This window comes from Embleya sp. NPDC050154, assembly GCF_044460165.1.
Lineage (GTDB): Bacteria > Actinomycetota > Actinomycetes > Streptomycetales > Streptomycetaceae > Embleya.
In genome coordinates this window covers 429,637-451,966 of the sequence record NZ_JBITJP010000001.1, presented here as the reverse complement: position 1 = coordinate 451,966, position 22,330 = coordinate 429,637, and the positions used below count along the sequence as shown (strand labels likewise).

At 72.6% G+C, this 22,330-nt stretch carries 20 protein-coding genes; 8 read left to right on the top strand and 12 right to left on the bottom strand.

The features are described from left to right. Window positions 1-25 precede the first annotated feature (25 nt). Window positions 26-1,249 carry an MFS transporter gene (locus ACIBSV_RS02080; RefSeq protein WP_395858968.1) on the top strand — a complete coding sequence of 408 codons (1,224 nt, stop codon included), beginning with the start codon at window positions 26-28 and terminating at the stop codon, window positions 1,247-1,249. 274 nt (window positions 1,250-1,523) lie between these two features. Here ACIBSV_RS02080 and ACIBSV_RS02075 read toward each other — a convergent pair whose 3' ends face one another. Beyond that, window positions 1,524-2,069 carry a YceI family protein gene (locus ACIBSV_RS02075; RefSeq protein WP_395858967.1) on the bottom strand — a complete coding sequence of 182 codons (546 nt, stop codon included), beginning with the start codon at window positions 2,067-2,069 and terminating at the stop codon, window positions 1,524-1,526. Between the two features lie 127 nt (window positions 2,070-2,196). Here ACIBSV_RS02075 and ACIBSV_RS02070 point away from each other — a divergent pair, with 127 nt between their 5' ends. Next, window positions 2,197-2,805, top strand: a complete 609-nt coding sequence (locus ACIBSV_RS02070; protein WP_395858966.1) for a MarR family winged helix-turn-helix transcriptional regulator — start codon at window positions 2,197-2,199, stop codon at window positions 2,803-2,805. Window positions 2,806-2,832: 27 nt separating this feature from the next. On the opposite strand, the gene ACIBSV_RS02065 is transcribed toward ACIBSV_RS02070, so the two are convergent. The 5 genes from ACIBSV_RS02065 to ACIBSV_RS02045 all read right to left on the bottom strand — a co-directional run bounded on the left by ACIBSV_RS02065 (window position 2,833) and on the right by ACIBSV_RS02045 (window position 9,376). Continuing rightward, window positions 2,833-3,633 carry a putative protein N(5)-glutamine methyltransferase gene (locus tag ACIBSV_RS02065; protein WP_395858965.1) on the bottom strand — a complete coding sequence of 267 codons (801 nt, stop codon included), beginning with the start codon at window positions 3,631-3,633 and terminating at the stop codon, window positions 2,833-2,835. Between the two features lie 295 nt (window positions 3,634-3,928). Further along, on the bottom strand, window positions 3,929-4,237 hold the full coding sequence (locus ACIBSV_RS02060; RefSeq protein WP_395858964.1) for a hypothetical protein: 309 nt from the start codon (window positions 4,235-4,237) through the stop codon (window positions 3,929-3,931). Between the two features lie 435 nt (window positions 4,238-4,672). Next, a complete protein-coding gene (locus tag ACIBSV_RS02055) occupies window positions 4,673-5,773 on the bottom strand; it encodes a hypothetical protein (RefSeq protein ID WP_395858963.1) in 1,101 nt (366 codons plus the stop codon). Between the two features lie 210 nt (window positions 5,774-5,983). After that, window positions 5,984-8,086 (bottom strand): NAD-dependent DNA ligase LigA, encoded by a 2,103-nt coding sequence (gene ligA, locus ACIBSV_RS02050; protein WP_395858962.1) that lies wholly within the window; start codon window positions 8,084-8,086, stop codon window positions 5,984-5,986. A 108-nt stretch (window positions 8,087-8,194) separates the two neighbouring features. Continuing rightward, window positions 8,195-9,376: an MFS transporter gene (locus ACIBSV_RS02045; protein ID WP_395858961.1), complete on the bottom strand. Its 1,182-nt coding sequence runs from the start codon at window positions 9,374-9,376 to the stop codon at window positions 8,195-8,197. A 59-nt stretch (window positions 9,377-9,435) separates the two neighbouring features. On the opposite strand from ACIBSV_RS02045, the gene ACIBSV_RS02040 reads away from it, so the two are divergent. Next, window positions 9,436-10,488 (top strand): ArsR/SmtB family transcription factor, encoded by a 1,053-nt coding sequence (locus ACIBSV_RS02040; RefSeq protein ID WP_395858960.1) that lies wholly within the window; start codon window positions 9,436-9,438, stop codon window positions 10,486-10,488. On the opposite strand, the gene ACIBSV_RS02035 is transcribed toward ACIBSV_RS02040, so the two are convergent. Then, window positions 10,452-10,778: a hypothetical protein gene (locus tag ACIBSV_RS02035; RefSeq protein WP_395858959.1), complete on the bottom strand. Its 327-nt coding sequence runs from the start codon at window positions 10,776-10,778 to the stop codon at window positions 10,452-10,454. The genes ACIBSV_RS02040 and ACIBSV_RS02035 overlap by 37 nt on opposite strands. A 127-nt stretch (window positions 10,779-10,905) precedes the next feature. Between ACIBSV_RS02035 and ACIBSV_RS02030 the strand changes: the two genes are divergently transcribed. Next, a complete protein-coding gene (locus tag ACIBSV_RS02030) occupies window positions 10,906-11,664 on the top strand; it encodes a YqjF family protein (RefSeq protein WP_395858958.1) in 759 nt (252 codons plus the stop codon). 366 nt (window positions 11,665-12,030) lie between these two features. On the opposite strand, the gene ACIBSV_RS02025 is transcribed toward ACIBSV_RS02030, so the two are convergent. Together ACIBSV_RS02025 and ACIBSV_RS02020 are read right to left on the bottom strand one after the other, a co-directional pair. Next, on the bottom strand, window positions 12,031-12,558 hold the full coding sequence (locus tag ACIBSV_RS02025; protein WP_395858957.1) for a nucleotidyltransferase domain-containing protein: 528 nt from the start codon (window positions 12,556-12,558) through the stop codon (window positions 12,031-12,033). A 107-nt stretch (window positions 12,559-12,665) separates the two neighbouring features. Then, complete coding sequence (locus ACIBSV_RS02020; RefSeq protein WP_395858956.1) at window positions 12,666-14,096, bottom strand: amidase; 1,431 nt, start codon at window positions 14,094-14,096, stop codon at window positions 12,666-12,668. Window positions 14,097-14,316: 220 nt separating this feature from the next. On the opposite strand from ACIBSV_RS02020, the gene ACIBSV_RS02015 reads away from it, so the two are divergent. Continuing rightward, window positions 14,317-14,967, top strand: a complete 651-nt coding sequence (locus tag ACIBSV_RS02015) for a TetR/AcrR family transcriptional regulator (RefSeq protein WP_395858955.1) — start codon at window positions 14,317-14,319, stop codon at window positions 14,965-14,967. 28 nt (window positions 14,968-14,995) lie between these two features. On the opposite strand, the gene ACIBSV_RS02010 is transcribed toward ACIBSV_RS02015, so the two are convergent. From ACIBSV_RS02010 to ACIBSV_RS02000, 3 genes are all read right to left on the bottom strand, one after another. Then, window positions 14,996-15,943, bottom strand: a complete 948-nt coding sequence (locus ACIBSV_RS02010; RefSeq protein ID WP_395858954.1) for a carbohydrate kinase — start codon at window positions 15,941-15,943, stop codon at window positions 14,996-14,998. An 88-nt stretch (window positions 15,944-16,031) separates the two neighbouring features. Beyond that, window positions 16,032-17,063 carry a LacI family DNA-binding transcriptional regulator gene (locus ACIBSV_RS02005; RefSeq protein WP_395858953.1) on the bottom strand — a complete coding sequence of 344 codons (1,032 nt, stop codon included), beginning with the start codon at window positions 17,061-17,063 and terminating at the stop codon, window positions 16,032-16,034. Window positions 17,064-17,202: 139 nt separating this feature from the next. Beyond that, window positions 17,203-18,645: an AGE family epimerase/isomerase gene (locus tag ACIBSV_RS02000; RefSeq protein ID WP_395858952.1), complete on the bottom strand. Its 1,443-nt coding sequence runs from the start codon at window positions 18,643-18,645 to the stop codon at window positions 17,203-17,205. A gap of 373 nt (window positions 18,646-19,018) precedes the next feature. On the opposite strand from ACIBSV_RS02000, the gene ACIBSV_RS01995 reads away from it, so the two are divergent. From ACIBSV_RS01995 to ACIBSV_RS01985, 3 genes are all read left to right on the top strand, one after another. Continuing rightward, window positions 19,019-19,792 carry an ATP-binding cassette domain-containing protein gene (locus ACIBSV_RS01995; protein ID WP_395858951.1) on the top strand — a complete coding sequence of 258 codons (774 nt, stop codon included), beginning with the start codon at window positions 19,019-19,021 and terminating at the stop codon, window positions 19,790-19,792. Continuing rightward, entirely contained in the window at window positions 19,789-20,934 is a 1,146-nt protein-coding gene (locus ACIBSV_RS01990; protein WP_395858950.1) for an ABC transporter permease, read from the top strand. The genes ACIBSV_RS01995 and ACIBSV_RS01990 overlap by 4 nt, the downstream gene beginning before the upstream one ends. Window positions 20,935-21,082: 148 nt before the next feature. Continuing rightward, window positions 21,083-22,048, top strand: coding sequence for an ABC transporter substrate-binding protein (locus ACIBSV_RS01985; protein WP_395858949.1), 966 nt, complete (start codon window positions 21,083-21,085; stop codon window positions 22,046-22,048). The last annotated feature ends 282 nt before the right edge of the window (window positions 22,049-22,330 follow it).

Here is a 22,330-nt window from a genome sequence, read left to right as displayed (position 1 = left end):
CCCGGGCGCGGCCACGATCGGGCCCGTGCGCGCCGAGGACGCCCCGGCGCCGGGCCCGGCGGCACCCGCGCCGGCCGTCGGTCCACCCGACGACGCCCCGGCGTTCCCACCCGGCGCGGCGATCGCGGCCTGTGTGGCCTTCGTGCTGATCGGCGCGCTCCAGGCGCTGTACGGACCGGCCATCCCGGCGCTGCGCGACGAGTTCGACCTCGGCCCCGCCGGAGCCGGCCTCGCGCTCAGCGCGCACTTCGCCGGCGCGCTGCTGGGCGTACTCGGCGGCGCGGCGTTGCGCCGCCGCCGTCCGGATCGCCAACTCCTCGCCGTGTCCTGCCTGTCGATGGCGGCGGGCGCGGTCGGCTTCGGCCTCGCCGGGAGTTGGCCGCTCGCCCTGGCCGCGGTGTTCGTGCTGGGGCTCGGGTTCGGTGGCATCGACTACGGGCTCAACGTCATGGTCGCGGCCGGATTCGGTCGCCGCGGACCGGCCATGCTCAACATTCTCAACGCGCACTTCGGCCTCGGCGCGATCGCCGGACCGGTCCTGCTCGGCGCACTCGGCGCCGGCCGCTATCCGGCGGTGTTCGTCGGCTGCGGCGTGGTGTGCGTGCTGCTCGTGCCACCGCTGCTCGCGGTGCGCGACACCCCGGTCGGCACCGGGAGCCGCGTCCCGCGCTCCGGACTCGCGCCGGGTACGACGGCGCTGCTCGTCGCGGCCTTCGTCGGTGTGTACATCCTGCACGTCGGGATCGAGACCGGCGTCGGCGGTTGGGAGCCCACCCATCTGGAGGCGCTGGGCCATTCCACCTCGACCGCGGCCGGTGCGACCGCCGGGTTCTGGCTCGCGATGACCGTCGGCCGGTTCCTGGTCGCGCCGATCAGTCTGCGGTTGAGTCCGCAGGCCGTCGTGTTGGCCGGGTGCGCCGCGATGACCGGCTTCCTCTTCCTCGCGGCCGTCCCGGTGTTGGCGCCGTACGCCTATCTGGGTGTCGGACTCGCCATCGCCCCGATCTTCCCGACCGGCCTGGCCTGGCTCGCCGCCCGGGTTCCGGGCTCGGCGAGCGCCGCCGCATGGGTGATCGCGGCCTCGATGATCGGCGGCATCGCCTTCCCGCCGCTGCTCGGCGGGGTCTTCGAGGTCACGTCCTCGGCGGGCTCCATTCCGCTGTTGCTGGGAGCCCTGTCGGTGCTGTGCCTGGTGGCCGCGGTGGGCTGCGCCCGGATCGGGCGGCCGGTCGGCGCCGGTCGCGGCTGAGCGCCGAGCGGGGTCGCCGAGCGGGCGCGGCGCGAAGCCACCGAGGGGGGCCGCCGAGGGAGGGGTTACCGGGCGGGGTTGCCCGGCGTACGCGGGCCCGCCGGGTCCGGCACATCCGCCGAGTCACCGAGGCGTCGCGTGGTGCCGACGTCGTACGTACCGTCGGGTGCAACGGTCCGCCGACGTCCGACCAGGTCGGAGGTCGGCGGACCGGAACCGGATCTCGCCGCGGCGCGGGACACGTCCGGGGTGGCGGTCGGTCGGCGCGCGGGTGTCACGCCTGCTTGGCCTCGATCTCCAGGACGATGGTGATCTTGTCGCCCACGGCCGCGCCCGCGGGGCCGCCGGTGACGCCGAAGTCGCCGCGGCTGATCTCGGTGGTGGCGGTGAAGCCCGCGACCGGGCTGCCGTCGAAGCCGGTACCGAAGCCGTTGACCTCGAGTTCGAGGGTGACCTGCTTGGTCACGCCGCGCAGCGTGAGGTCGCCGTCGACCTGGTAGACCACGGAGGACTCGGCGCGGATACCGGTGGACACGAAGGTCAGGCTCGGGAACTCGTCGGTGTTGAGGAAGTCCTCGTTGCGGATGTGGTCGTCCCGCATCTTGTTGTTGCTGTTGACCGAGGCGGTCTCGATGGTGGCGGTGACCGACGACTCGAGCGGGTTCTCGGCGGTGACAATCGAGCCCTCGAAGGTGTCGAAGCGCCCGCGCACCTTGGCCACGCCCAGGTGGCGTACGGAGAACGAGACGTCCGAGTGGACCGGGTCGATGGCCCAGGTGCCCGCGATGTAGCCGGGAACGGTCTCGACGGAGGTGGTCATGGGAGCTCCTTATGGTGCACTGCGACGGGATGCGTCGATCGGCCGCCACAGGCCGCGGCGGTTTTGTTGAACGCTCAGAAACATAACACCCACAAGTTGAGTCTTCAACAAGACCTATGCTGTTCCCATGAACGACGACGATCGGCTGACCGCCTCGGAGCACGAGATCTGGCGCTCGTACTTCACCGGAACCAGGGAACTCGCGGCCCATCTGGACCGGCGGATGCGCCGCGAGGCAGGCATGCCGATGACGTATTTCGAGATCCTGGGCCTGCTCGCGGAGTCGCCGAATCGGAGCCTGCGGATGAGCGAGTTGGCCGCGGCGTCGTTGTCGTCGACCAGCCGGGTCTCGCACGCGGTGACCGCCCTGGAGAAGTCGGGATGGGTCTCCCGCCGCCCGGTCGAGGGGGATCGGCGCGGCTGGGTCGCGCGCCTGACCGACGCGGGCCTGACCGCCCTCGGCGCCGCCGAGCCGACCCATGCCGCGACGGTGCGACAACACCTGTTCGACGTGCTGACGCCGACCCAGGTGGCCGCGCTGGCCGAGATCGGCCGGGCCATCCAGGACGGCCTGGGCGTGGTCTGCGCGAGCGCGCGGGCCGCGGCCGCGGGCGCGGGCGCCGACGACGAGGACGCGGACGGGACGGAGACGGAGGAGATCGATACCGGGATGGACTGTCCACTCGATGGACTCGACGGGACCGCGTGTGCGGGAGAAGGCGGAGCCGGCCGTTAGGCGGTCCGCCGCTCCGCCCGTCCTCGCCTAGAACTCGTTCCGGCCGGTGGGCCGGGTGCCGATCACGACCGTGGCGTACCACTCCTCGGACTCCACGACCCGCGGGATCAGGCCCGCGCGACGGAAGACCTCGACGGCCTGCGGGGCCTGCCTTTCGCTCGTCTCGACCAGCAACCGGCCGCCCGGGGCGAGCCAGTCCGGGGCCGCCGCGGTGACCCGGCGCTGCACGTCCAGGCCGTCCGCGCCGCCGTCCAGCGCCACCCGGGGCTCGTGGATCCGGGCCTCCGAGGGCAGCAGTTGCAACTCATCGGTCGGTACGTAGGGCGTGTTCGCGACCAGGACGTCGATCCGCCCGCGCAGCGTCGCCGGCAGCGGTGCGAAGAGGTCGCCCTCGAAGACCCGGTCGGCGGCGATGTTGCGCCGAGCACACCGCACCGCCGCCGGGTCGATGTCGGCGGCGTACACCTCGACTTTGTCGACCGCCGCCACCAGGGCCGCGCCCAGCGCGCCCGAGCCACAGCACAGGTCGACCACCACGGCGCCGGGACGGGCCAGCGTGACGGCCTGGTCCACCAGGAACTCGGTACGCCTGCGCGGGACGAAGACCCCGGGGTCGACGACGATCCGCAGACCCCGGAACTGGGCCCAGCCGAGTACGTGTTCGAGCGGAAGGCCGGCGACGCGGCGATCCACCATGACCGCCAGTTCGGCCGGCGAGGCCGCCGCGGCGACCAACAGTTCGGCCTCGTCCTCGGCGAATACGCAACCGGCGGTACGAAGTCTGGTGACGATCACGGATGTGGGCCACGGTGACGCGGAAACCGACATGAGAGCCTTTCGGGATGCCGAAGGGTGCTCTCGTGGACTCACCTATGCCAGGTGGACCGCACGGTCGTGGAAGGAGAGCACCCGACCTGATACAGCGGTAATCGGTGCCACCTCCTCGAAACTCGGATCCGGTTTGCCCACGGTTGGGCGCGGCGGCCACACTACCGGACGCGAACCCCGCCGCACGCCGGGGTCGCGTCACCCGCGCCCGTTCCCGCGGTTCACGCCGGAGGGCGCGCCGTACGCGAGGGTCGCGTGTCCGCACCCGCAGCGCGCCGGTCCACGGCGACCAGGATCAGAGGCCGGCCAGGACGAGCGCGGCGGTGCCCGGAAAGCCCGCCGGGTAGCCCGCACCGCCGATCAGCGCACCGAACCCGACCGCGCCGATGCCCATGCCCGCGTCGAACGCGAGATTCCACAGCGCGCTGACCCGGCCGAACTCGTGTGGTGCGACCCGCTCGAACATCAGCGACTGGGACACGTTCCGGGCGGTGCCGAAACCGGCCCCGAAAAACGCCGCGCCGATCAGCACGGTGACCGGCTCGTCCGGGCGGGCCAACAGCCCGCTACCCAGCGCGGTCGCCGCGATCGACGGTGCGAACAACCGGGCGTGCCGGTGCCGATCACCGAACCACCCGGCTCACCAACGGGCCGCCGGTGTGGTCCCGGATTGCGTCGACAGCGCGAGCGTGAACCAAGGAAAGCCGATCCGAGGACACCGGCGGCGGCAGGAACGTGCGGATCACGCCCGCCGCGAACGTGCAGGCAGCGAAGACCACCGCCGGCCGGGCGAGCACACCGGTACACAGGCCGGCCAACACGCCGCCCCGGTTCGTCGAGGCCGCCGGTCGGTTCGTTCGGCAGCACGATCGCGGTGCCGAACGCGCCGAGCGCGCACGCCGTCGAGAGCGCGAACACCGCGGTGATCCCCAGGTGTTCGCTCATCCACCGAGCCGGCAAAAGGCCCAGGACCGCCGGAACGCCGACCGCCGCGCCGTACAGCCCGCGCCCCTCGCCGCGCCGCGTCGGTGGCACCGCCCTAGGGCCACCGGTGTCCTGCCGCGCCGCCGTCCCAGCCCCGGGGGCGACCGCGTGAATCGAGGAGGTTCGCGACGTACTCCGGGACGTGCAGCCCGCCGCCGGTCGCCCGGCCGCGCCCGGAGCCCTGGCGGCGGCCGACGCACCGGATGTTCTCCCAGGCCCAGGCCTCCGTGCCGGCCATGCGATGGTGCATCACGGACACGCAACGCCCCAGCACCAGTTCGGTCCTCGGGTCGGCCGCCGCCGCGCCGCGCCCGCCCTGCAGGGCGCGCCGCGCGGCCATGAAGTCGGCCACCCGATCCTGGATCCGCGCGGCCACCGCCGCCTCCGCGTGCTCGCGGCCGACGTGCTCGACGTAGGCCAGCACGCCGACCAGGTCGGCGGGCGGGTCGGTGCCGACGCCGTCCCGGGATGCGTAGTAGTCGCCGGTCCAAGAGACCACGTCCGCTTGGGCGTTGCGGACGTCGTCGTAGGCGGCGCCGTCCCGAATCGCCGCCGGGAGTTCGCCGCCCGCGAGGTACTCGTCGAGCAGCAGGCATGGGAACTGCCCGCTGGCGACCCGTCGATACCGGATGTAGGCGTCCACGCCGCAGGAGAGTTCCCGGGTCGCCGGATGGGACGTGTTCGCCGACCGGCGCGCCACCCGGTGCAGCGTTTCCACGCCCTCGACGACGAATTGCTCGCGCCACTTCGTGCTCATGGCCGGATACACCCGCTCCAGGATGTCCGCCAGGGCGTGCGCCATCGCGCCGGCGCCGGGTTCGGCCCGCCCGGTGCGGTACACCGATTCGATCTGATCGATCAGGTGCTCCTCCGTGGGCGCGGTGTGCTCCTCGGATTCGGCGTAGCGGTCGTGGGCGAGGAACTGCCATGCGATGAACTGCGCGTACAGGCACAGCAGTTCCGGAGCGGCGTCGGGGTGGGTATAGGCGGCGAGATCGGTGAGTCGTGCTCCGACCAGTCGCTTCTCGATGCCCGGGCCGTCGAGCAGGTGGTGCCGTCGGGCCCAGTCGAACAGCCCGCATTCCGCGTCGGGCGCGTGCGGATTGCGGTCGAGGGCGAACGGCAGTGGTATTCGCGGGGGATGTGCCTCGACCATGGGGGGACTCCATTCGTCGTCGAAGGGTGGTGCGGCCAAGGGGTTTCCGCGTACCGCGGACCTTCCCGGCCACCACCGGCTCCCGAACGCGACGATGCCGGCGTCAGGGGCGCGGCACAGCGATATCGCCCGTTTCCACCGCAGGACGAATGTGGATCTGCTATGGATCGTCCCCATGCCCGTGCCCCGACGGGGGCACGGGCGCGGCGCTCACGCCGGCAGCAACGCCCCTACCAGTTCGGCGAATTGCTCCGGGGTGATGATCTCGATGCCGAGCTTTTCCGCCTTGGCCCGCTTGGAGCCCGCCTTGTCCCCCGCGACGACCAGGGAGGTCTTGGCGGACACGCCGGAGGACGCGGTGCCGCCGGCGCGCTCGATCAGTTCGTTCATCTCGTTCCGGGACAGCGCCGCCAGCGCCCCGGTCATCGAACCCGTCACCACGACCGATTTCCCGGTGAGCGGGCCCGCCTCGATCGGGCCCACCGCGCCGCCCTGCTCGGCCTCGGTCGAGCTCTCGGCCGCGACCGGTCGCCCACCGGGCTCGGTCATGTTCACCCCGGCGGCGACCAACTTGTCGATCACGTCGGCCAGTTCGGCCAGCTCGGCGACGATCACCGCCGCCTTGCCGGGACCGATCCCCTCGACCTGTGCCATCGTCTCCACGTCCGCCGCCCGGATCGCGTCCATCGTGCCGAAGTGCCGAGCGATCCGCCGCGACATCGACCGCCCGGTCTGCCGCACGCCCAGCGCGCACAACACCCGGCTGAGCGGCTTGACCCGAGCCTCCTCGATGCCGGCCAGCAGCTTGTCGGCGATCTTGTCCACCCGGTCCAGCGCCAGGAACTGTTCGCGGGTCAGGGTGAACAGGTCGGCCATGTCGACGACCGCGCCGGAGGCGACGAGTTGCCCGACGATCCGGCCGCCGATGCCCTCGATGTCGAGCTGGTCGCGGCCCACCGCGTACAGGATCCCGGCCTGGAGACCGCACGCGCGGCCCTGCGCGCACCGCCAGCGCTGCTGCGAGGTGTCCAACTCGCCGCCGCACTGCGGGCAGGCGGTGGGGAATTCGATCGGCGTCTCGTCCCCGGTGCGCACGTGCACCAGCGGGGCCTCCACCCGGGGGATGATGTCGCCCGCCTTGTAGACACTGACCTGGTCGCCGATCATCAGCCCGCGTCGTTCGATGTCGGCCGGGTTGTGCAGCGTGGCGAAGCCGACGATGCTGCCGTCGATCTCGATCGGGTCCAGGATCGCGCGCGGCGCGATCACCCCGGTCCGACCGACCGCCCAGTCCACGCCGACGAGCCGGGTGATCTTGTGCACGGCGGCCAGCTTGTACGCGATCGCCCAGCGCGGCGCGCGCGACCCGTTGCCCGCGTCGGCCTGGTCCTGCGCGCTGTCGGCCTTGATCACCACGCCGTCGATGCCGAACGGCAGGTCGGCGCGCGACCCGGCGATCTCGTCGACGGCGGCCTGCACCTCCTTGACGCTCGCGCACACCCGCAGCCGCGCCGAGGTCCGCCCGGTGGTGAGCACGCCGAGCGCCTCGACCCGGGCCATCACCGCGGAGTGGTCGGCGGTGCGCAAGTCCTCGGCGAACGCGCTCTCGTCGTCGGCGAGCGGCAGTGCGACGTAGCCGAAGAAGGTCATCGGGATCACGTATGGCCGGTCCTTGGCGCGCAGCGTGCCGGCCGCGCCGCCGCGCGGGTTGGCGAACACCGTCGCGCCGTGTTCCCGGCGGATCTCGTTGGCCGCCTCGAACTGCTCCGCGGTGAGCAGGACCTCGCCGCGCACCTCGATCGAGACCGGCTCGGTCAGCCGATCCGGCAGGCCGACGACGGTGCCGATCGCGTGCGAGACGTCCTCCCCGGCGACGCCGTCGCCGCGTGTGACCAGCCGCTCCAGCCGACCCTCGCGGTAGCGCACCGCGACCGCGAGGCCGTCCATCTTCGGCTCCACCGTCAGCGCCGCGACCGGCCGCTTGATCCGTCGCTCCAGCGAGGCGGCCCACGCGGTCAGGCCCTCGGGATCGAACACGTTGTCCAGGCTGAGCATCGGCACCGTGTGCGGCACGTCGCCGCCGGACAGCGCGCCCGCCGCGACCTTGCCCACCGGCGACTCGGCGAGCACCCGGTCGGGGTGCTCGCGCTCGTACACGCCGATCCCGCGCAGCAGGCTGTCGTACGTGTCGTCGTCGACGGTGGACTCGGCGCCGCCGTAGTAGGCCCGCGCGGCGGCGGTCACGGCCTCGACGGCCTGGGCATACGCGTCGAAGTCGGCGAGAACGGCGGCCGGCGCCGGGGTGTCGGTCATGCGCACATACTCTCGAACCGGACCGACATCGGCCGGATGGCGCGGTTGCGAAACCCGGCCGTCCGGCCGGCGCCCGCGCCGGACCGCCGACCGCCTCACCCGCGCCCCTCACGCCCCCTGGACCACCGGCCAGGGGTGCGCCCGCAGCCCCGCCGCCAACGTCAGCGTGACCGTGATCGACGCGCCGGCCAGCACGGTGATCGCCGTGGTCGGCGACGTCACCTGGGCGATCCCGCCCGCGATCGAGGCGCCGATCCCCTGCATCGCGACCATCCCCGACGAGTGCAGTCCCAACGCCTGCCCGCTCAACTCGTCCGGCGTCATCGCCATCAGGCGTTCCTGGAACAGCAGGCTCGCCGAATACCCGATCGACGCGAGCGCGACCACGGCCGCCGCGAGCGGAAGCGGCGGGTGCGCCGCGAACAGCAGGTACGGCGTGGCCAGCAGCAGCAACATCGGCGGCCCGAGCCGGCGCCGCCACGGTCCCGGGACGAAGCGACCGCCCAGCACGTCCCCGGCGAGCATCCCCAGCGCCGCGAACGCGAACAGCAGGCCCGCGTGGTCGGGCGCGAGCGGGATGAACAACGACTCGCAGCCGACGATCAGGCCGTTGGGCACCCACAGGGCGAGATACACGTACCGGCGCGGCTTGACCGACCACAGCAGCGTGTTGTTGCGCCAGGTCTCGGCCGGCGACGGCCGTCCGGCCGCGCGCGGCGGTCGCCGGGCCAGGCCGAACCGGGCCACCACGGCGGCGAGCAGGTACAACCCGGCGGCCACCACGAGCGTGCCGCGCGCGGTCAGCGCGCCGACCAGGACCGCGCCGAGCGAGAAGCCGACGATCTGAAGCGTCCCGTTGCTCATGTTGAGCACCGATCGCCCAAGCAGAAACCCGTCCCTGGGCAGGATCTCGTTGAGCAGGCCGTAGCGCACGCCGCCGCCCACCGCGGCCACCGCGCCCTCGGCCAACACGATGACGAACACCGCCCACAGCGGCAGCTCGGGGATCGCCAGTGCGGCGGTGCCCGACGCGAAGATCAGTCCGATCACCGTCATCGCGGCCCGCGGCGGCAACCGGTCCGCCGCCGACATCAGCGTCGTCGCCCCGATCACCTGCGCGAGCGAGCCGCCGAACATCCCCAGCGCGGCCAGCAACGGCGAGCCGGTCCGGTCGTAGACGAGCGTGCCCAGGGCCAGTGCGCTCACCGTCGTGGCCGCGACGTGCGCGGAGGAGACGGCGAACAGCGGGGTGTACTCCGGCGCTTCGAACAACTCTCGATAGGTGCGCATGGCGAGAGCCTCCGGCCCGACGGGCGGCGGACGTTAGTGTTTCGCCGGGAGGCGAAACCATGGGGTGGTGGCAGGTCGACGCGGACACCCTCGCGGGCAGCCGCTTCACGGTGTCGCCACTGGCCGAGGTCACCGCGACGCTGAAGACCCTGGAACGGGGGTCGGCCGCGCATCCGGGCGAGCGGGTCTGGCTGAACGCGCACCTGCCCGCCTATCGCGCCCGGCTGGCCGGGGACCCGATCACGGCATCGTTGTTGCGGATCGGCTTCGGCGGCACCTGGAACGCGGACTTCCTCACGCCGCCGCCCCCGTGTGCGGGGGAGCGGGCCTTCGTCGCGCAACCCGCCCTCGCCGCGGGATCGGCCTTCGCCGCGGAACTGGCCGGGATCCGCGGCACGTCCGGCGCCGCGGCCCGGGCGGACCTGGAGGTGTCGATGGGCGGCCCGCTACCCGCCGCCCTGCACCGATCCGACCTCGCCGAACGCGCCGCGGACATCCTGGACTGGGTCTGGGCCCGGGTGGTCCGGCCGGACTGGCCACGCCGGCGACGGATCATCGAGGCCGACATCGTCGCGCGTACCGGCCAACTGAGCCGAGGCGGCTGGGCGGCGGCCCTGGACGAGCTGCGCCCGGGCATGCGCTGGCTGGGCGCGAGCCGGTTGCGCATCAACGCGTACGACTACCCGCCCCGCGAACTCGGCGGCGCCCGCCTGTCGTTCGTGCCGGTCACCGCCGGGCGCGGCTGGGTGGCCTGGGCGGAGGCCCGCCACTACGCGGTGATCTACCCCTGCTCGGGCACGCTGGCCGATCCCCACCACAGCGCCGTCCCCGACTCGCTGGCCCGCCTGCTCGGCCCGGCCCGCGCCGGCGTGCTGATCCGCCTGGACACCCCCAAGAGCACCACCCAACTGGTCGCGCTCACCGGCCAGGGCCTGGGCTCCGTGGGCCGCCACCTCAAAGTCCTCCTGGACGCCCACCTCATCCTCCGCCGCCGCTCCGGCCGCTCCGTCCTGTACTACCGCTCACCGGCGGGCGAGTCCCTGATCACCGCCCAGACACCGACCGAGAGCGCGCTTCAGAACCACTGTGACCAGCCGAAGGTGAAGCGATAGGCCCGGCGCCCCGCCTCCGCTCCCCGGATGCCTCGGACGAGCATCACCGTCAGCGTCAGCACGAACAGCGTGGCGAAGGCGGCGACCACCAGGGCCCCGACGACGAGGCCACCGAGGAAGGCCGCGACCACACCGGCCACGAGTACCAGGCCCAGGCCGAAGTGCGCGTCGCGCGTGTCGGCGCGGAAGACCTCGCGCAACGCACCGCGCGACGCCCGCATGTCCCGGTCGTACCGCTCCCGCGCCGCCACCGGGTCGGCCTCGGGTCCCTCGGGCCACTGCTGCCGCATCGCGTCGTCCCCCGGCTCGACTGAACCGAAGCCTACGACGACCTTCCCGCCGAGGCGAGGCCCGAACCGCGGACCGCCGCCCGCGCGATGGCGCGCGGGGCCGTACCGGATGGGCCACCATGACCGGATGAGGACCGAACCCGTCACGCCGTTGTCGCCGCGCGGCATCCCGCACGTGCTGCTCACCCAGCGCTGGAGCGAACTCACCTTCGTGCACTGGGCCGTGCCGCCCGAGGCGGTCGCCCCGCTGCTTCCGGAGGGAACCCGGCCGGATGTCCTGGACGGCGTGACCTATGTCGGCCTCGTACCGTTTCGCATGGTGGGCGTCGGCTTCCTGCGGCTGCCGGGCGTGCCGTGGCTGGGCACCTTCCCGGAGACCAACGTGCGGCTGTACTCGGTGGACAGGGCCGGCCGGCGCGGCGTCGTGTTCCGCTCGCTGGAGGCCGCCCGCCTGGTGCCGGTCCTGACCGCCAGGGCCACCCTGCGCCTGCCCTACCGATGGGCCCGGATGCGGATCGACCACACCGGGGACCGGGTGCGCTACACGACCCGGCGACATCGCCCGGAGGGCGCGCCGAGAGGCGGCACGGTCGAGGTCCGGGTCGGCGCACCGGTGAGCGACCCCAGCCCGCTCGAACACTTCGTCACCGCCCGCTGGGGCCTGCACACCCGAGTCGCCGGACGCACCCTCTACCTGCCCAACGCACACCCGCGATGGTCGCTCCACCGCGCCGAGTTGCTGCATCTCGACGACGACCTGGTCGCGGCCGCCGGCCTGCCGCAGGTCGGCGGCAAGCCGGACAGCGTGCTCTACTCACCCGGCGTCCCGGTCCGCTTCGGCCCACCCCTCCCGGTCGACGACGAACCCCGTGGGCAGCCCGGCTGAGACGCTCCCGGGACCGGCCGACGACCGGCGGCGCGCACGATCGCGATCACCGCCGGTCGGCTGCCGGTCACCTCGGACGCCGGTGACCCCGGGCCCGGCATCGACCCCCGCACACGGTCGGCACCACCGGCCACACGGTCACACCCCACCTCGACACTCCACTCTGGCCGGGACACGCCGGAGTGCGGACGAACAACGCGAACGGATCGCTCATACGATCGATCCCCCGAGGCACCGACCCCACGCCGGTCGCCTCCGAGCCGCCGACCCCACGTCGGCCGCCCCACCGCCCCCACCCCACGAACCCGGCGTCCCACGCCACGAACTCGTCGCGCCCCACCACGGTCGCGACGACCCGGGCGCGGACTACCCGGCCATCCCCTTCCGCAGTCGGTCCACGTCCTCGATGTCCTTGGCCCGACGCGGACGATGCGGCATCCACGTGGGCGTCATCAGCTTTATCTCTATTTGCGCCTCGGGCGAGATGATCGGACAGGACAGCCCGGCCAACTTGCCCGGCGGGCCGTCCAGCATTCCCTCCGGCCACCGGGAGCCCGCCCACGGTCCGCCGGCCACGATCACGTGACCGTCGGGATCGCGGGCCAGGAAGGCGAATCCCAACTCCACGGCCCCCGTCGTGTAATCGAGTTGTTGCTCGGCGGGAGCACGAGGCAGGCGAACGAATCCACGCGCGGAGAACGCGGCGGTGAGAGCCGGGGCGTCCTGGGCCCACGCGAACCAGTCCACGTCCGCGTGCTCCCGGGTTATCCGGCCCAGGAAGAAGTCCATCGCCCATCCGCCACGCAACCAGACCTCTATACCCAACTCCCGGGCCAGGTCCTGGATTTCGACGATCAGTGCGAGTTGCCGGTCGGCATCCGACGACACAGTCATAGGTTTACCGTAGGGCTCCCGCCCCCGGCGCCGGCACGGTCCGCCCACGACGTCATCCACCCGTGACCGAAAACGACCCTAGGCCGACCCCGAGTCGAACAGCGGCCTCATCGCCCCCCGGCCGGCCCGCGCGGATCGATCGGGGCCAGGACCCCGAGCCGGTCCTCGATCGCCTGTGCGGCGAGCAGGCACAGGTCCTCCCGAAACGCGCGCCCGACGATCTGCACGCCGGTCGGGAGCCCGTCGACCACCCCGGTCGGCACGGCCACGCCGGGCACGCCCACGAAGCTGGTTGCCGTACACAGCCGCATCCCCGAGGCGACCCGGTCCCGCCCGGCCCGATCGCGCGACTCCAGTCCCGGTTCGACCGGCGGCTCGGTGAACGAGGGGCCGAGCAACAGCGGGTACTCGTCCAGGAATTCGGCCCACGAGCGGCGGATGTTCAGCCAGGTTCCGCTCAGCCGCACCAACTCGTCCGCGCCGACCGGCGGGGTCTGCTCCATCGCCATCGCGATATACCGATCGCCGCCCTCGCCGAGCAGCGTGCGCACCATCGGCCAGGTCGGCGCGAACTCGGTCACGGTGATCCGGCCGTACGCCTCCAATGCCTCGTCCAGCCTCGGCACATCCGCCACTTCGCGTACGTCGTACCCGGCGTCGCGCAGCGCGACGGCGGCGGTCTCCACGGCCGCGCGCACCGTCGGATGCACCCCGTGCCCGCCCGGATCGCTCACCACCGCGACCTTGATGGGACCGGGGAGCGGTTCGCCGTACGCCGGCACCGGCATCGCCTGCGGATCGCGCGGATCGGCCCCGACCAGCACCTCGTGCACCAGCCGCAGATCGCCCACGGTGCGCGCGAGCGGGCCGTCGGTGACCAGCAGTTGAGACGCCGGGCCCGGGTCGTCCGGGCCGAACGCGCGATGGTCCGCGGCGAATCGGCCGGTGGACGGCTTGAGCGCGGCCACGCCGCAGAACTGGGCAGGCACCCGCAGCGACCCGCCCGAGTCGTTGCCGAGTCCGAGCGCGGCCATGCCGGTGGCCACCGCCACCGCGTCGCCGCCGCTGGTGCCGCCCGGCGTGCGGTCGCGATCCCAGGGGTTGACCGTGTCGCCGAACAACTCGCTGCGCGTGTGCATCCCGGCCAGGATCAGCGTCGGAATGTTGGCGTGTCCGATCGGGATGGCGCCGGCCGCACGCAGCCGGGCCACCGGCGGCGCGTCGGACGGCGCCACCAGGTCGCGAAAGCGCGGCACGCCGAATGTGGTCGGCACACCCTCGACGGCGGTGGTCTCCTTGACCGTGAACGGCACGCCCGCCAGCGGACCCGGCGTCGCACCGGCGGCCCGCCGGCGGTCCGTGCGCGCCGCGGCCTCTCGGGCGCGCTCGGCCATGACCTGGGTGACCGCGTTCACCTGCGGATTCACCTCGGCGATGCGCTCCAGATGGCTGTCCACCACCTCGATGGCCGAGACCTCCCCATCGCGCACCGCCGCCGCCAACGCGGCGGCGGACATCCTCCACAGGGCCTCCCGCATGGTGCGCACTCCTTTCCGTCCACGTTCCGATGCACTTGCATCGGAACTGTAACCCGGGAATCGATACGAGCGCATCGGATAAAGTCGCCGGCACGAACGAGCGTCGCGCGCGGCCGGCCGCGAACGGGCGACGCGCCGACCGCGAATCGGCGGCGCGTGGTCGCGAACGAGTCGACCGGACCGTGCACGAGCGCGCCGGGATACGGAAAGGCAACCGGACATGCCCAAACAGGTGGACCACGCGAGCCGCCGCAGGCAGATCGCGGAGGCCGTGTGCTCCCTCGCCGACGAACGCGGCCTGGAAGGGGTGACCCTGCGCGACGTCGCCGCCCGGGCGCAGGTGTCGATGGGCGCCGTCCAGCGCTGCTTCGCCACCAAGGAGGAGATGCTGGTGTTCGCGCTCGGGCAGATCGGCGAACGCATCGACGAACGCGTCCGGGCCCGACTGGTCGCCGGCCCGGCCCAGTCGGCCCGCTCCGAACTGGGCCACGCGGTCACCGAGATCGCGCTGCTCGACGAGGAGCACCGGGCCGAGGCCAGGGTCTGGCTGGCCTTCGTCGCCCAGGCGGCCGTCAGCGACGCGCTCGCCGGACCGCTGACGGCGAGTTACGCGGCGCTCCACGCGGCATTCACCCACCTCGTCACGGCAGCCGCCGCCGACCACACCCCCGCCGCCGACCACGCCGCCGGAGCCGATGTCGCCGACCACGCCGCACCGCTGGACGCACAGGGCGAGGCCCGCACCCTGCTCGCCCTCGCGGACGGGCTCACCACCCACGTCCTGATCGGTCACCTCACCCCGGAGCAGGCTCGGGAGGTCCTGCACACCCACCTGGAAAACCTCTGGCACCGCCCGCCCGGGACCGGCTGAGCCACCGTCGCGACCCCTGCTTCGCTCGCTACTCCCGACCGGCTTCACAGGAGAGCCCGTGCGTGCGCCGATACGCGCTCAGCTCCGCCGCCGTGGGCGGGTTCGCGCCCGCTCGGGAGCAGGTGAGGGCAGCAACCACCGACGCGTCCGCGAGCAGCGTGCCGAGCGTCGTCGGGTCGAGGTCGCGAATGCCGGCGGGGTCCAGCAGATTCCGGCGACGCAGCGCGTCCAGGAGGCCGGCCGTGTACGCGTCGCCCGCGCCGACCGTGTCCACCACCCGCACCGGTCGGGCCGGCGCCGTCGCATGACCCGCCCGGCATACCCCGTACGAGCCCTCGGCACCGCGCGTGACCACCACCAGGCTCGGACCCAGTGCCCGCCAGGCATCCGCCGCCGCGACGAAGTCCCGCCCCGGGTATAGCCATTCGAGGTCTTCGTCGCTGACCTTGACCACATCCGACAGGGCCACCAACGACTCGATCCGGGTCCGGGTCCGCTCCCGATCGCCCATCAGGGACGGCCGGCAGTTCGGGTCGTAGGAGACCAACGTCGTCCCGCTCGCGTGCTCGGCCGCCAGCACACGCCGCACGGCGTCCGCGCCGGGAGCGAGCGTCGCCGCGATCGAACCGGTGTGTACGCACCGGGTCGTGGCCGGAACGCGGATCGGCTCCGGCAGCTCCCAGGCGATGTCGAAGGTGTAGGTGGCCGCACCCGCCGCGTCCAGATCGGCGCGCGCCACGCTCGTTCGACCCGCGTGCGCGCTGCCGGGCGCGACCTCGACCGTGCTCGCGGCCAGGTGCGCGGCGATCAACGCGCCGTGCGGGTCCCTCCCGTGGCGGGTGATCAGGTGGACCGGCACGCCGAGCCGGCTCAGACCCACCGCGACGTTGGCCGGACTGCCCCCGGGGTGGGCGAGCGGTTCGCCGCCCCGCACGGACACGAGGTCGATCAGCGCCTCGCCGATCACGGTGATCACGGGTGGGTCCTCCCGGCTGAGCCGTCGTTGCGGTGGGTGACCCGACGACCGGCCCCGACCGGCCGGGCCTGGGGGGACGTGCGGCCGGTCACGGACCGACCTCGCCGGAGCCGCGGGGGATCAGGCGGGTGCGCATGTGGATGTGTTGTACCGGCGTCGCGTCGCCCGCCAGCCGGCGGAACAGCAGGTGCGCGGCGGCCTGACCGATGCCGAACGGGTCCTGGGCGACCACCGTCACGGCGGGCACGAGCATGTCGGCGAGTTCGAAGTCGTCGAAACCGACCAGGGCGGGTTGCACCGGGGACCGGCGGATCTCCCGCACGGTCTCCACCGTGAAACGGCTGTTACCGCAGAAGACCGCCGTGGCCGGATCCGCGCCGCCGAGCATCGCGCGCAACCACACGCGTAGTTCCGCACCGTACGGCGGCCCGTTGTAGACCAGACGCGGATCGAGTTCGACGCCCGCCTCGGTCAACGCCTCGCGGTAGCCGCGCAGTCGTTCGTGCGCGGTGAAGATCTCCAGGCGGTCGCCGATGAACGCGATCCGCCGATGGCCGTGCCGGATCAGGTGCTCGACGCCGTTCCGGGCACCGCCGACGTTGTCGACCAGTACGGTGTCCGCCTCGATGTCGCCCGGCGGGCGGTCGACGAACACGCACACCATCCCGGCCTCGATCTCCGGCAACAGGTAGGTGTGGCTGCCGCTGGCCGGAACCACGATCAGTCCGTCCACGCGGCGCGCGCACAGGGCCAGCACGAGATCGCGCTCCTTGTCGGGATCCTCCGCGGACGACGCGCTGAACAACACCGTGCCGTGCTGGTGTGCGATGTCCTGGATGGACCGGGTCAGCGCGGAGGAGAACGGGTCCGCGGCGTCCTCCAGGACCAGGCCGATGCTGGAGGTGTGTCCCGAGCGGAGCTGCGCCGCGCTGTCGTTGCGGCGGAACCCGGTCTGCGCGACGGCCGCCCACACCGCCTGCTGCTTCACGGCGCTGACGTTCGGCTCACCGTTGATCACTCGCGAGACGGTCTTGATGCCGACGCCGGCGATGGCGGCCACGTCCTTCATCGTGGAGCGACCGCGCCCGCGCGGTCGCTCCGGTGTCGTGGGGCCGGCCATCGGGGGTCCTACCTTTCGAGCGGCCGGGCTCGTGCCCGGCACCCATGGTGCGTAGCTCGTGGGACGTGGAAAGCGGGGGCGGGGGAGCGGGAAACGGGGTATCGGGGTCGGGCGGCGGGCGATGAAGGTGGTCGTCGGATCAGCGGGTGGCTCGGCGCAGTGCCTCGGCGATGGTCGGAGCGGACCGCAGCCGAGGCAGCAGGGTGGCCTGGACCGCGTGGTACGCGTCGGGTTTCCCCTGCCAGACGGTGGCCGAGGGCCGCGTGTCGGCGTCGAGTTCGTGATGCCAGCTGCCGTGCTCGCGGTCCAGGAACACGGCGTCGGCATGCTCCCACCAAGCTCGGTACCAGTCATCGTAGTCGGCGACCCCGGTGGCCCGACGCAGTGCCGCCGCGGCCGTGATGGCCTCGGCCAGGACCCAGTGCATGCGGGTACGGACGACCGGTTGCCCGGCCCAGTCGAGCGTGTACACGAACCCGGGCCGACCGTCCGCGTGTCCGCCCTCGCGTACCGCGGCGGCGAACAGGTCGACCGCGTCGGCGCGCAGCCACCCGGGCGGATCCGGCAGCGAGTCGGCCAGGGAGAGCAGCAGCCGGGACCACTCGAACCAGTGCCCGACGGTCGCGCCGTAGGGGCGGAACGGGTCGGCGGGGCGCTCGCGGTGGTACTCGCGGCGCGGTGTCCAATCCGGGTCGAAGTGTTCGATCAGCCGCCATCGGTTGGCGCGGGCGTGGTCGTGGACGACGCGTTCGGCGATGCGCAGGGCGCGGGTACGCCACTTGTGCTCGCCGGTGGCGTCGGCGGCGGCCAGGAACGCCTCGACGGCGTGCATGTTGCTGTTGGCGCCCCGGTACGGCTCGCCGATGGTCCAGGTTCGATCCCAGGATTCGGCGCAGGCACCCCGGTCGGCCTCCCAGAACCGGAGTTCGACGAGGTCCAGGGCCTTGGCGAGCAGGGCGGACGCGTCCCGGTGGCCGGCGGCAGACGCGCTCGCGGCGGCCAGGACGACGAACGCGTGGTCGTACATGCGCTTGCCGTCGAGGCGTTCGGCGTCGAGTACGGGTCGCCCGGATCGGGTCACCACCGGATGCCAGCCGCCGTGCTCGTGGTCGTGCAGCAGCTCGGTCAACGCGGCGAGACCGTGCGCCACCAGGCCCGCCGCCTCGCGGGCATCGACATCGTCGCCGCCGGCCGTCCCTCCCGGCGGGCCGTCCCCGAACGACCGCCCGCCGAACGGTCCCGACCCGAGAGGCCCGCTCACGAACCCATCCGCGGCGAACCCATCCGCGGCGAACCCATCCGCCGCGAACCTCTCGGCCGAAGGACCCGCGGCCACCCCGCCGGCCTCGCCCACGCCCGCCCCACCGTCCCGGCGAAGCTGCGCCAGCGCGAACACATGCGTCATCCGTGCCGTCACCCACGTGTGCACGACCCCGTCCGCCACCGGCCTGCCGACGTCGTCGAGCCACCCGAAGCCGCCTTCGGCCAGCCGCGAGCCCCGGGCGAATCGGATCAGTCGATCGCACTCCGCGTCGAGCCAGGCCACGTGTTCGGGGGAGTCCCCCAGGGGTTCAGCCGCCATATGCCGCACGCTCCCTCTGACATCGTTGTCAGACGGACCGTACTCGGCTCCCCGCAAGCTGTCGATACGCCACACCTCAACCAGCCCTCGATCAACCCCCAGCCATCGCACGAGCAGCCCATGGTGTGACCCATCTCGGGGGCAATCGCCGTAATCCCCAACAGAACAACGGGAGATGCGCGTCACATCCGAGGTTGCCGAAACTCTTGACACCTGCCGGTGGGGCCAGCACTGTACTGACACCGTTGTCAGACGGCGGATCGCACCAACTCCCCTCGCCCCCGTTCTGACACACGTGCGAACTCGCGGCGCCCCCGGTCCCGGCCGAGACGGCTCGTGCGGAACAACCCGACAATCCGAAGGAGTTGGGCACGTGCAACCCCTGATCGAAGGCCGCGGCCTGGTCAAGCGGTACGGCCAGGTGCAGGCCCTGCGCGGCGCCGACTTCACCGTCTTCCCGGCCGAGGTCGTCGCGTTGATCGGTGACAACGGCGCGGGCAAGAGCACTCTGACCAAGGCGCTCGCCGGCACCGAACGTCCGGACGCCGGCCGGATTCTCTTCGAGGGCCGTCCGGTCACCATGCAACGACCGACGGACGCCCAGGAGTTGGGCATCGAGACGGTCTACCAGGACCTCGCCCTGGCGCCCGACCTGGACGGCCCGGCCAATCTCTTCCTCGGCCGCGAACTGCTGCGCAAGGGCCTGGCCGGACGTCTGGGCGTGCTGGACAAGGCCGCGATGCGCGCGCGAGCGGTCGAGGCGTTCGCCCGGCTCGGCGTCGAATTGCAGGACGTGGACGCCCCGATCGGGACACTCTCCGGCGGCCAGCGGCAGAGCGTGGCCATCGCCCGCGCGGTCGCCTGGGCGGACAAGGTGATCTTCATGGACGAGCCCACCGCGGCGCTCGGCGTTCTGCAGCGCGGCCGGGTGATGGACGTGATCCGCCGGGTCCGGGACAGCGGCATCGCGGTGGTGCTGATCAGCCACAACATGCCCGAGGTGCTGTCGGTCGCGGACCGCGTCGAGGTGTTGCGCCTGGGTCGTCGAGTGGCGAGCTTCACCGCGGCGGACACGACGGTGGAGGAACTCGTCGGCGCGATGACCGGCGCACTGGACGGACTCGATACGCAAGGAGCGCCGGTATGAACCTCGACAAGACGGCCACCCCACCGGGTCACCCGGAACCGGACAGGGACCGGTGCGACGAGCGGCCCGAGGCCCGGCCCGACCACCGACCCGAGGGCCGGGACGAGGGGCGGCCCGACGAACACGGCGAGGACGCCCCCCAGGGTCCGGGATCCGCGTTGCGCGCCGCGATCCGGCGCCGGTTCGCCCGCACCAACTCGTGGTGGACCTTCCTGGTCCTGATGGTGTTGGTGACCGCTTTCTCCATCATGCGGCCCGAGGAGTTCCCGACCACCTTCAACCTGCGCAACGTGGCCACCGACGCCGCGGTGCTGCTGATCGTCGGTGTCGGCATGACCTTCGTGATCATCATGGCCGGCATCGACCTCTCGGTCGGCTCGGTCCTGGTGTTCTCCGGCGTCGCGGCGGCCAAGACGATGACCGCCGTCGCCGGCGCGGACGCCGGCTGGGGCGCGATTCTGCTGGGCGTCCTCGCCGGTCTCGCCGCCGGCGCCGCCTGGGGTGCGTTCAACGGCTTCCTGATCGCCAAGGCCCGAGTGCCCGCGCTGATCGTCACGCTCGGCAGCCTGGGCATGGCGCTCGGCCTGGCCCAGGTGATGACGGAGGGTCAGGACGTCCGGGGCGTACCCACCCGATTCACCGACACGATCGGCAACGGCCGATTCCTGGGCATCCCCTGGCTGGTGGTGATCGCCCTGGTGGTCACCGCGCTCGGCGCGCTCACGCTGGCCACCACGCGGTTCGGCCGACGCACCTACGCGGTCGGCTCCAACGCCGAGGCGGCCCGTCGCGCGGGCATCGGCGTCGACCGGCACATGATCAAGGTGTACGCCCTGTCGGGCACGCTGGCCGGTCTCGCCGGTGTGCTCTCCCTCGCTCGTTTCACCACCACCACGATCGGCGGCCACGCGAACGACTCGCTCGGCGCCATCGCGGCCGTCGTCCTCGGCGGCACCAGCCTGTTCGGCGGTGTCGGCACCGTGGTCGGCACGCTGATCGGCGTGTTCATCCCCGCCATCCTGCAGAACGGCTTCGTCATCCTCGGCGTACAACCGTTCTGGCAGAGCGTCGCGGTCGGAGCCGTGCTGATCGCCGCCGTGTACGCCGACCAGTTGCGCCGCCGCGGCCGACAACGCCGCTGACCGCGCGGGCCGTTCGTCCGGAGCGCCCGGTCCGGCCGCCCCCGCTCGACCCGTCGGCCGTCCGGGCCCATCCCCCGGCCCCGGCTGCCGGCCCCGCCGCCCGGTCCCACCATCGCTTCGCCCCACCACCGCCAGGAGGCACTGCCCGATGAAGACACCGACGTACGTCACCGTGACCATCGCCCTGACCGCGGCCGTCACCCTCGGCGGGTGCGGCAGTGACAGCGGTTCCGGGGGCGGGCGCAAGATCACCTTTATCCAGGGCGTCAAGGGCGACGAGTTCTACATCTCGATGGCCTGCGGTGCGCAGCAGAAGGCCAAGGAACTCGGCGTGAAGCTCGACGTGACCGGCGCGGACAAGTGGGACGCGTCGCTGCAGACCCCCGTCGTGAACGCCGTCGCGGCCAAGCGCCCGGACGCCGTGCTCATCGCGCCGACCGACACCCAGGCCCTGCGGCAACCCGAACAACAGCTCAAGTCCCGGGGTACGAAGGTGATCGAGGTGGACACCAAGCTCGACGACGGCTCGATCCGGGAGACCTCGATCTCCTCCGACAACGAACGCGGCGGCATGCTCGCCGCGCAGACCCTGGCGAATCTGGTCCAGGACCGCGGCACGGTCGCGGCGATCAGCGTCAAGCCCGGCATCTCCACCACGGACGCGCGGCTCAAGGGCTTCGAGACCGAGATCAAGAAGCATCCCGGCATCACCTACCTCGGCGTGCAGTACAACGACGACGATCCGGCCAAGGCCGCCTCGATCGTCACCTCGACGATCGCCTCGCGCCGCGACCTGGTCGGCGTCTTCGCCGCCAATGTGTTCAGCGGCGAGGGCGCGGCCACCGGCATCGAGCAGGCCGGCAAGGCCGGTCAGGTCAAACTGGTCGCCTTCGATGCCACACCCAAGCAGGTCGAGGCCATGCGCAAGGGATCCATCCAGGGCCTGATCGCGCAGAAGCCGTTCGACATCGGCTCGCAGGGTGTCGAGCAGGCCGTCGCCGCACTGGACAAGAAGTCGGTCCCCAAGACCATCTCCACCGACCTGGTCGCCGTCACCAAGGAGAACATGGACCAGCCCGACGTGAGCAAGTACCTCTACAAGGGCGCCTGTTGAGCCCTGACACCTGGTCCGGACGACCCGCGCGCGGCGCGCGGTCCCACCCGGCCCGGCGTCCGGCCCCGGCCCCTCCGGGGCCGGACGTGCGTGCGGCCTGCCGCGAGGCGGCCTCGGACCGAGCGATCCGAACACGGCCCAGCGGCCCGAGCACGGTCGATCCGCGAGCGCACGCAGGCGGGGGGGGGGGCCCCCGGGGGCCCCCCCCCCCCCCCCCCCCCCCCCCCCGCCGCGGCGGGGGGGGGGGGGGGGGGGGGGGGGGTGGGGCCCCCCCGGCTGTGG

Bases quoted from the DNA above. Each gene is read 5' to 3' on its own strand.
- ACIBSV_RS02035 (WP_395858959.1), bottom strand. From the start codon at position 10,778: ATGCGGCAGCAGTGGCCCGAGGGACCCGAGGCCGACCCGGTGGCGGCG.
- ACIBSV_RS02020 (WP_395858956.1), bottom strand. From the start codon at position 14,096: ATGCGGGAGGCCCTGTGGAGGATGTCCGCCGCCGCGTTGGCGGCGGCG.
- ACIBSV_RS01985 (WP_395858949.1), top strand. From the start codon at position 21,083: ATGAAGACACCGACGTACGTCACCGTGACCATCGCCCTGACCGCGGCC.
- ACIBSV_RS02075 (WP_395858967.1), bottom strand. From the start codon at position 2,069: ATGACCACCTCCGTCGAGACCGTTCCCGGCTACATCGCGGGCACCTGG.
- ACIBSV_RS02040 (WP_395858960.1), top strand. From the start codon at position 9,436: ATGGGGTGGTGGCAGGTCGACGCGGACACCCTCGCGGGCAGCCGCTTC.
- ACIBSV_RS02015 (WP_395858955.1), top strand. From the start codon at position 14,317: ATGCCCAAACAGGTGGACCACGCGAGCCGCCGCAGGCAGATCGCGGAG.
- ACIBSV_RS02005 (WP_395858953.1), bottom strand. From the start codon at position 17,063: ATGGCCGGCCCCACGACACCGGAGCGACCGCGCGGGCGCGGTCGCTCC.
- ACIBSV_RS02045 (WP_395858961.1), bottom strand. From the start codon at position 9,376: ATGCGCACCTATCGAGAGTTGTTCGAAGCGCCGGAGTACACCCCGCTG.
- ACIBSV_RS02065 (WP_395858965.1), bottom strand. From the start codon at position 3,633: ATGTCGGTTTCCGCGTCACCGTGGCCCACATCCGTGATCGTCACCAGA.
- ACIBSV_RS02025 (WP_395858957.1), bottom strand. From the start codon at position 12,558: ATGACTGTGTCGTCGGATGCCGACCGGCAACTCGCACTGATCGTCGAA.
- ACIBSV_RS01990 (WP_395858950.1), top strand. From the start codon at position 19,789: ATGAACCTCGACAAGACGGCCACCCCACCGGGTCACCCGGAACCGGAC.
- ACIBSV_RS02070 (WP_395858966.1), top strand. From the start codon at position 2,197: ATGAACGACGACGATCGGCTGACCGCCTCGGAGCACGAGATCTGGCGC.
- ligA (WP_395858962.1), bottom strand. From the start codon at position 8,086: ATGACCGACACCCCGGCGCCGGCCGCCGTTCTCGCCGACTTCGACGCG.
- ACIBSV_RS02000 (WP_395858952.1), bottom strand. From the start codon at position 18,645: ATGGCGGCTGAACCCCTGGGGGACTCCCCCGAACACGTGGCCTGGCTC.
- ACIBSV_RS02030 (WP_395858958.1), top strand. From the start codon at position 10,906: ATGAGGACCGAACCCGTCACGCCGTTGTCGCCGCGCGGCATCCCGCAC.
- ACIBSV_RS02055 (WP_395858963.1), bottom strand. From the start codon at position 5,773: ATGGTCGAGGCACATCCCCCGCGAATACCACTGCCGTTCGCCCTCGAC.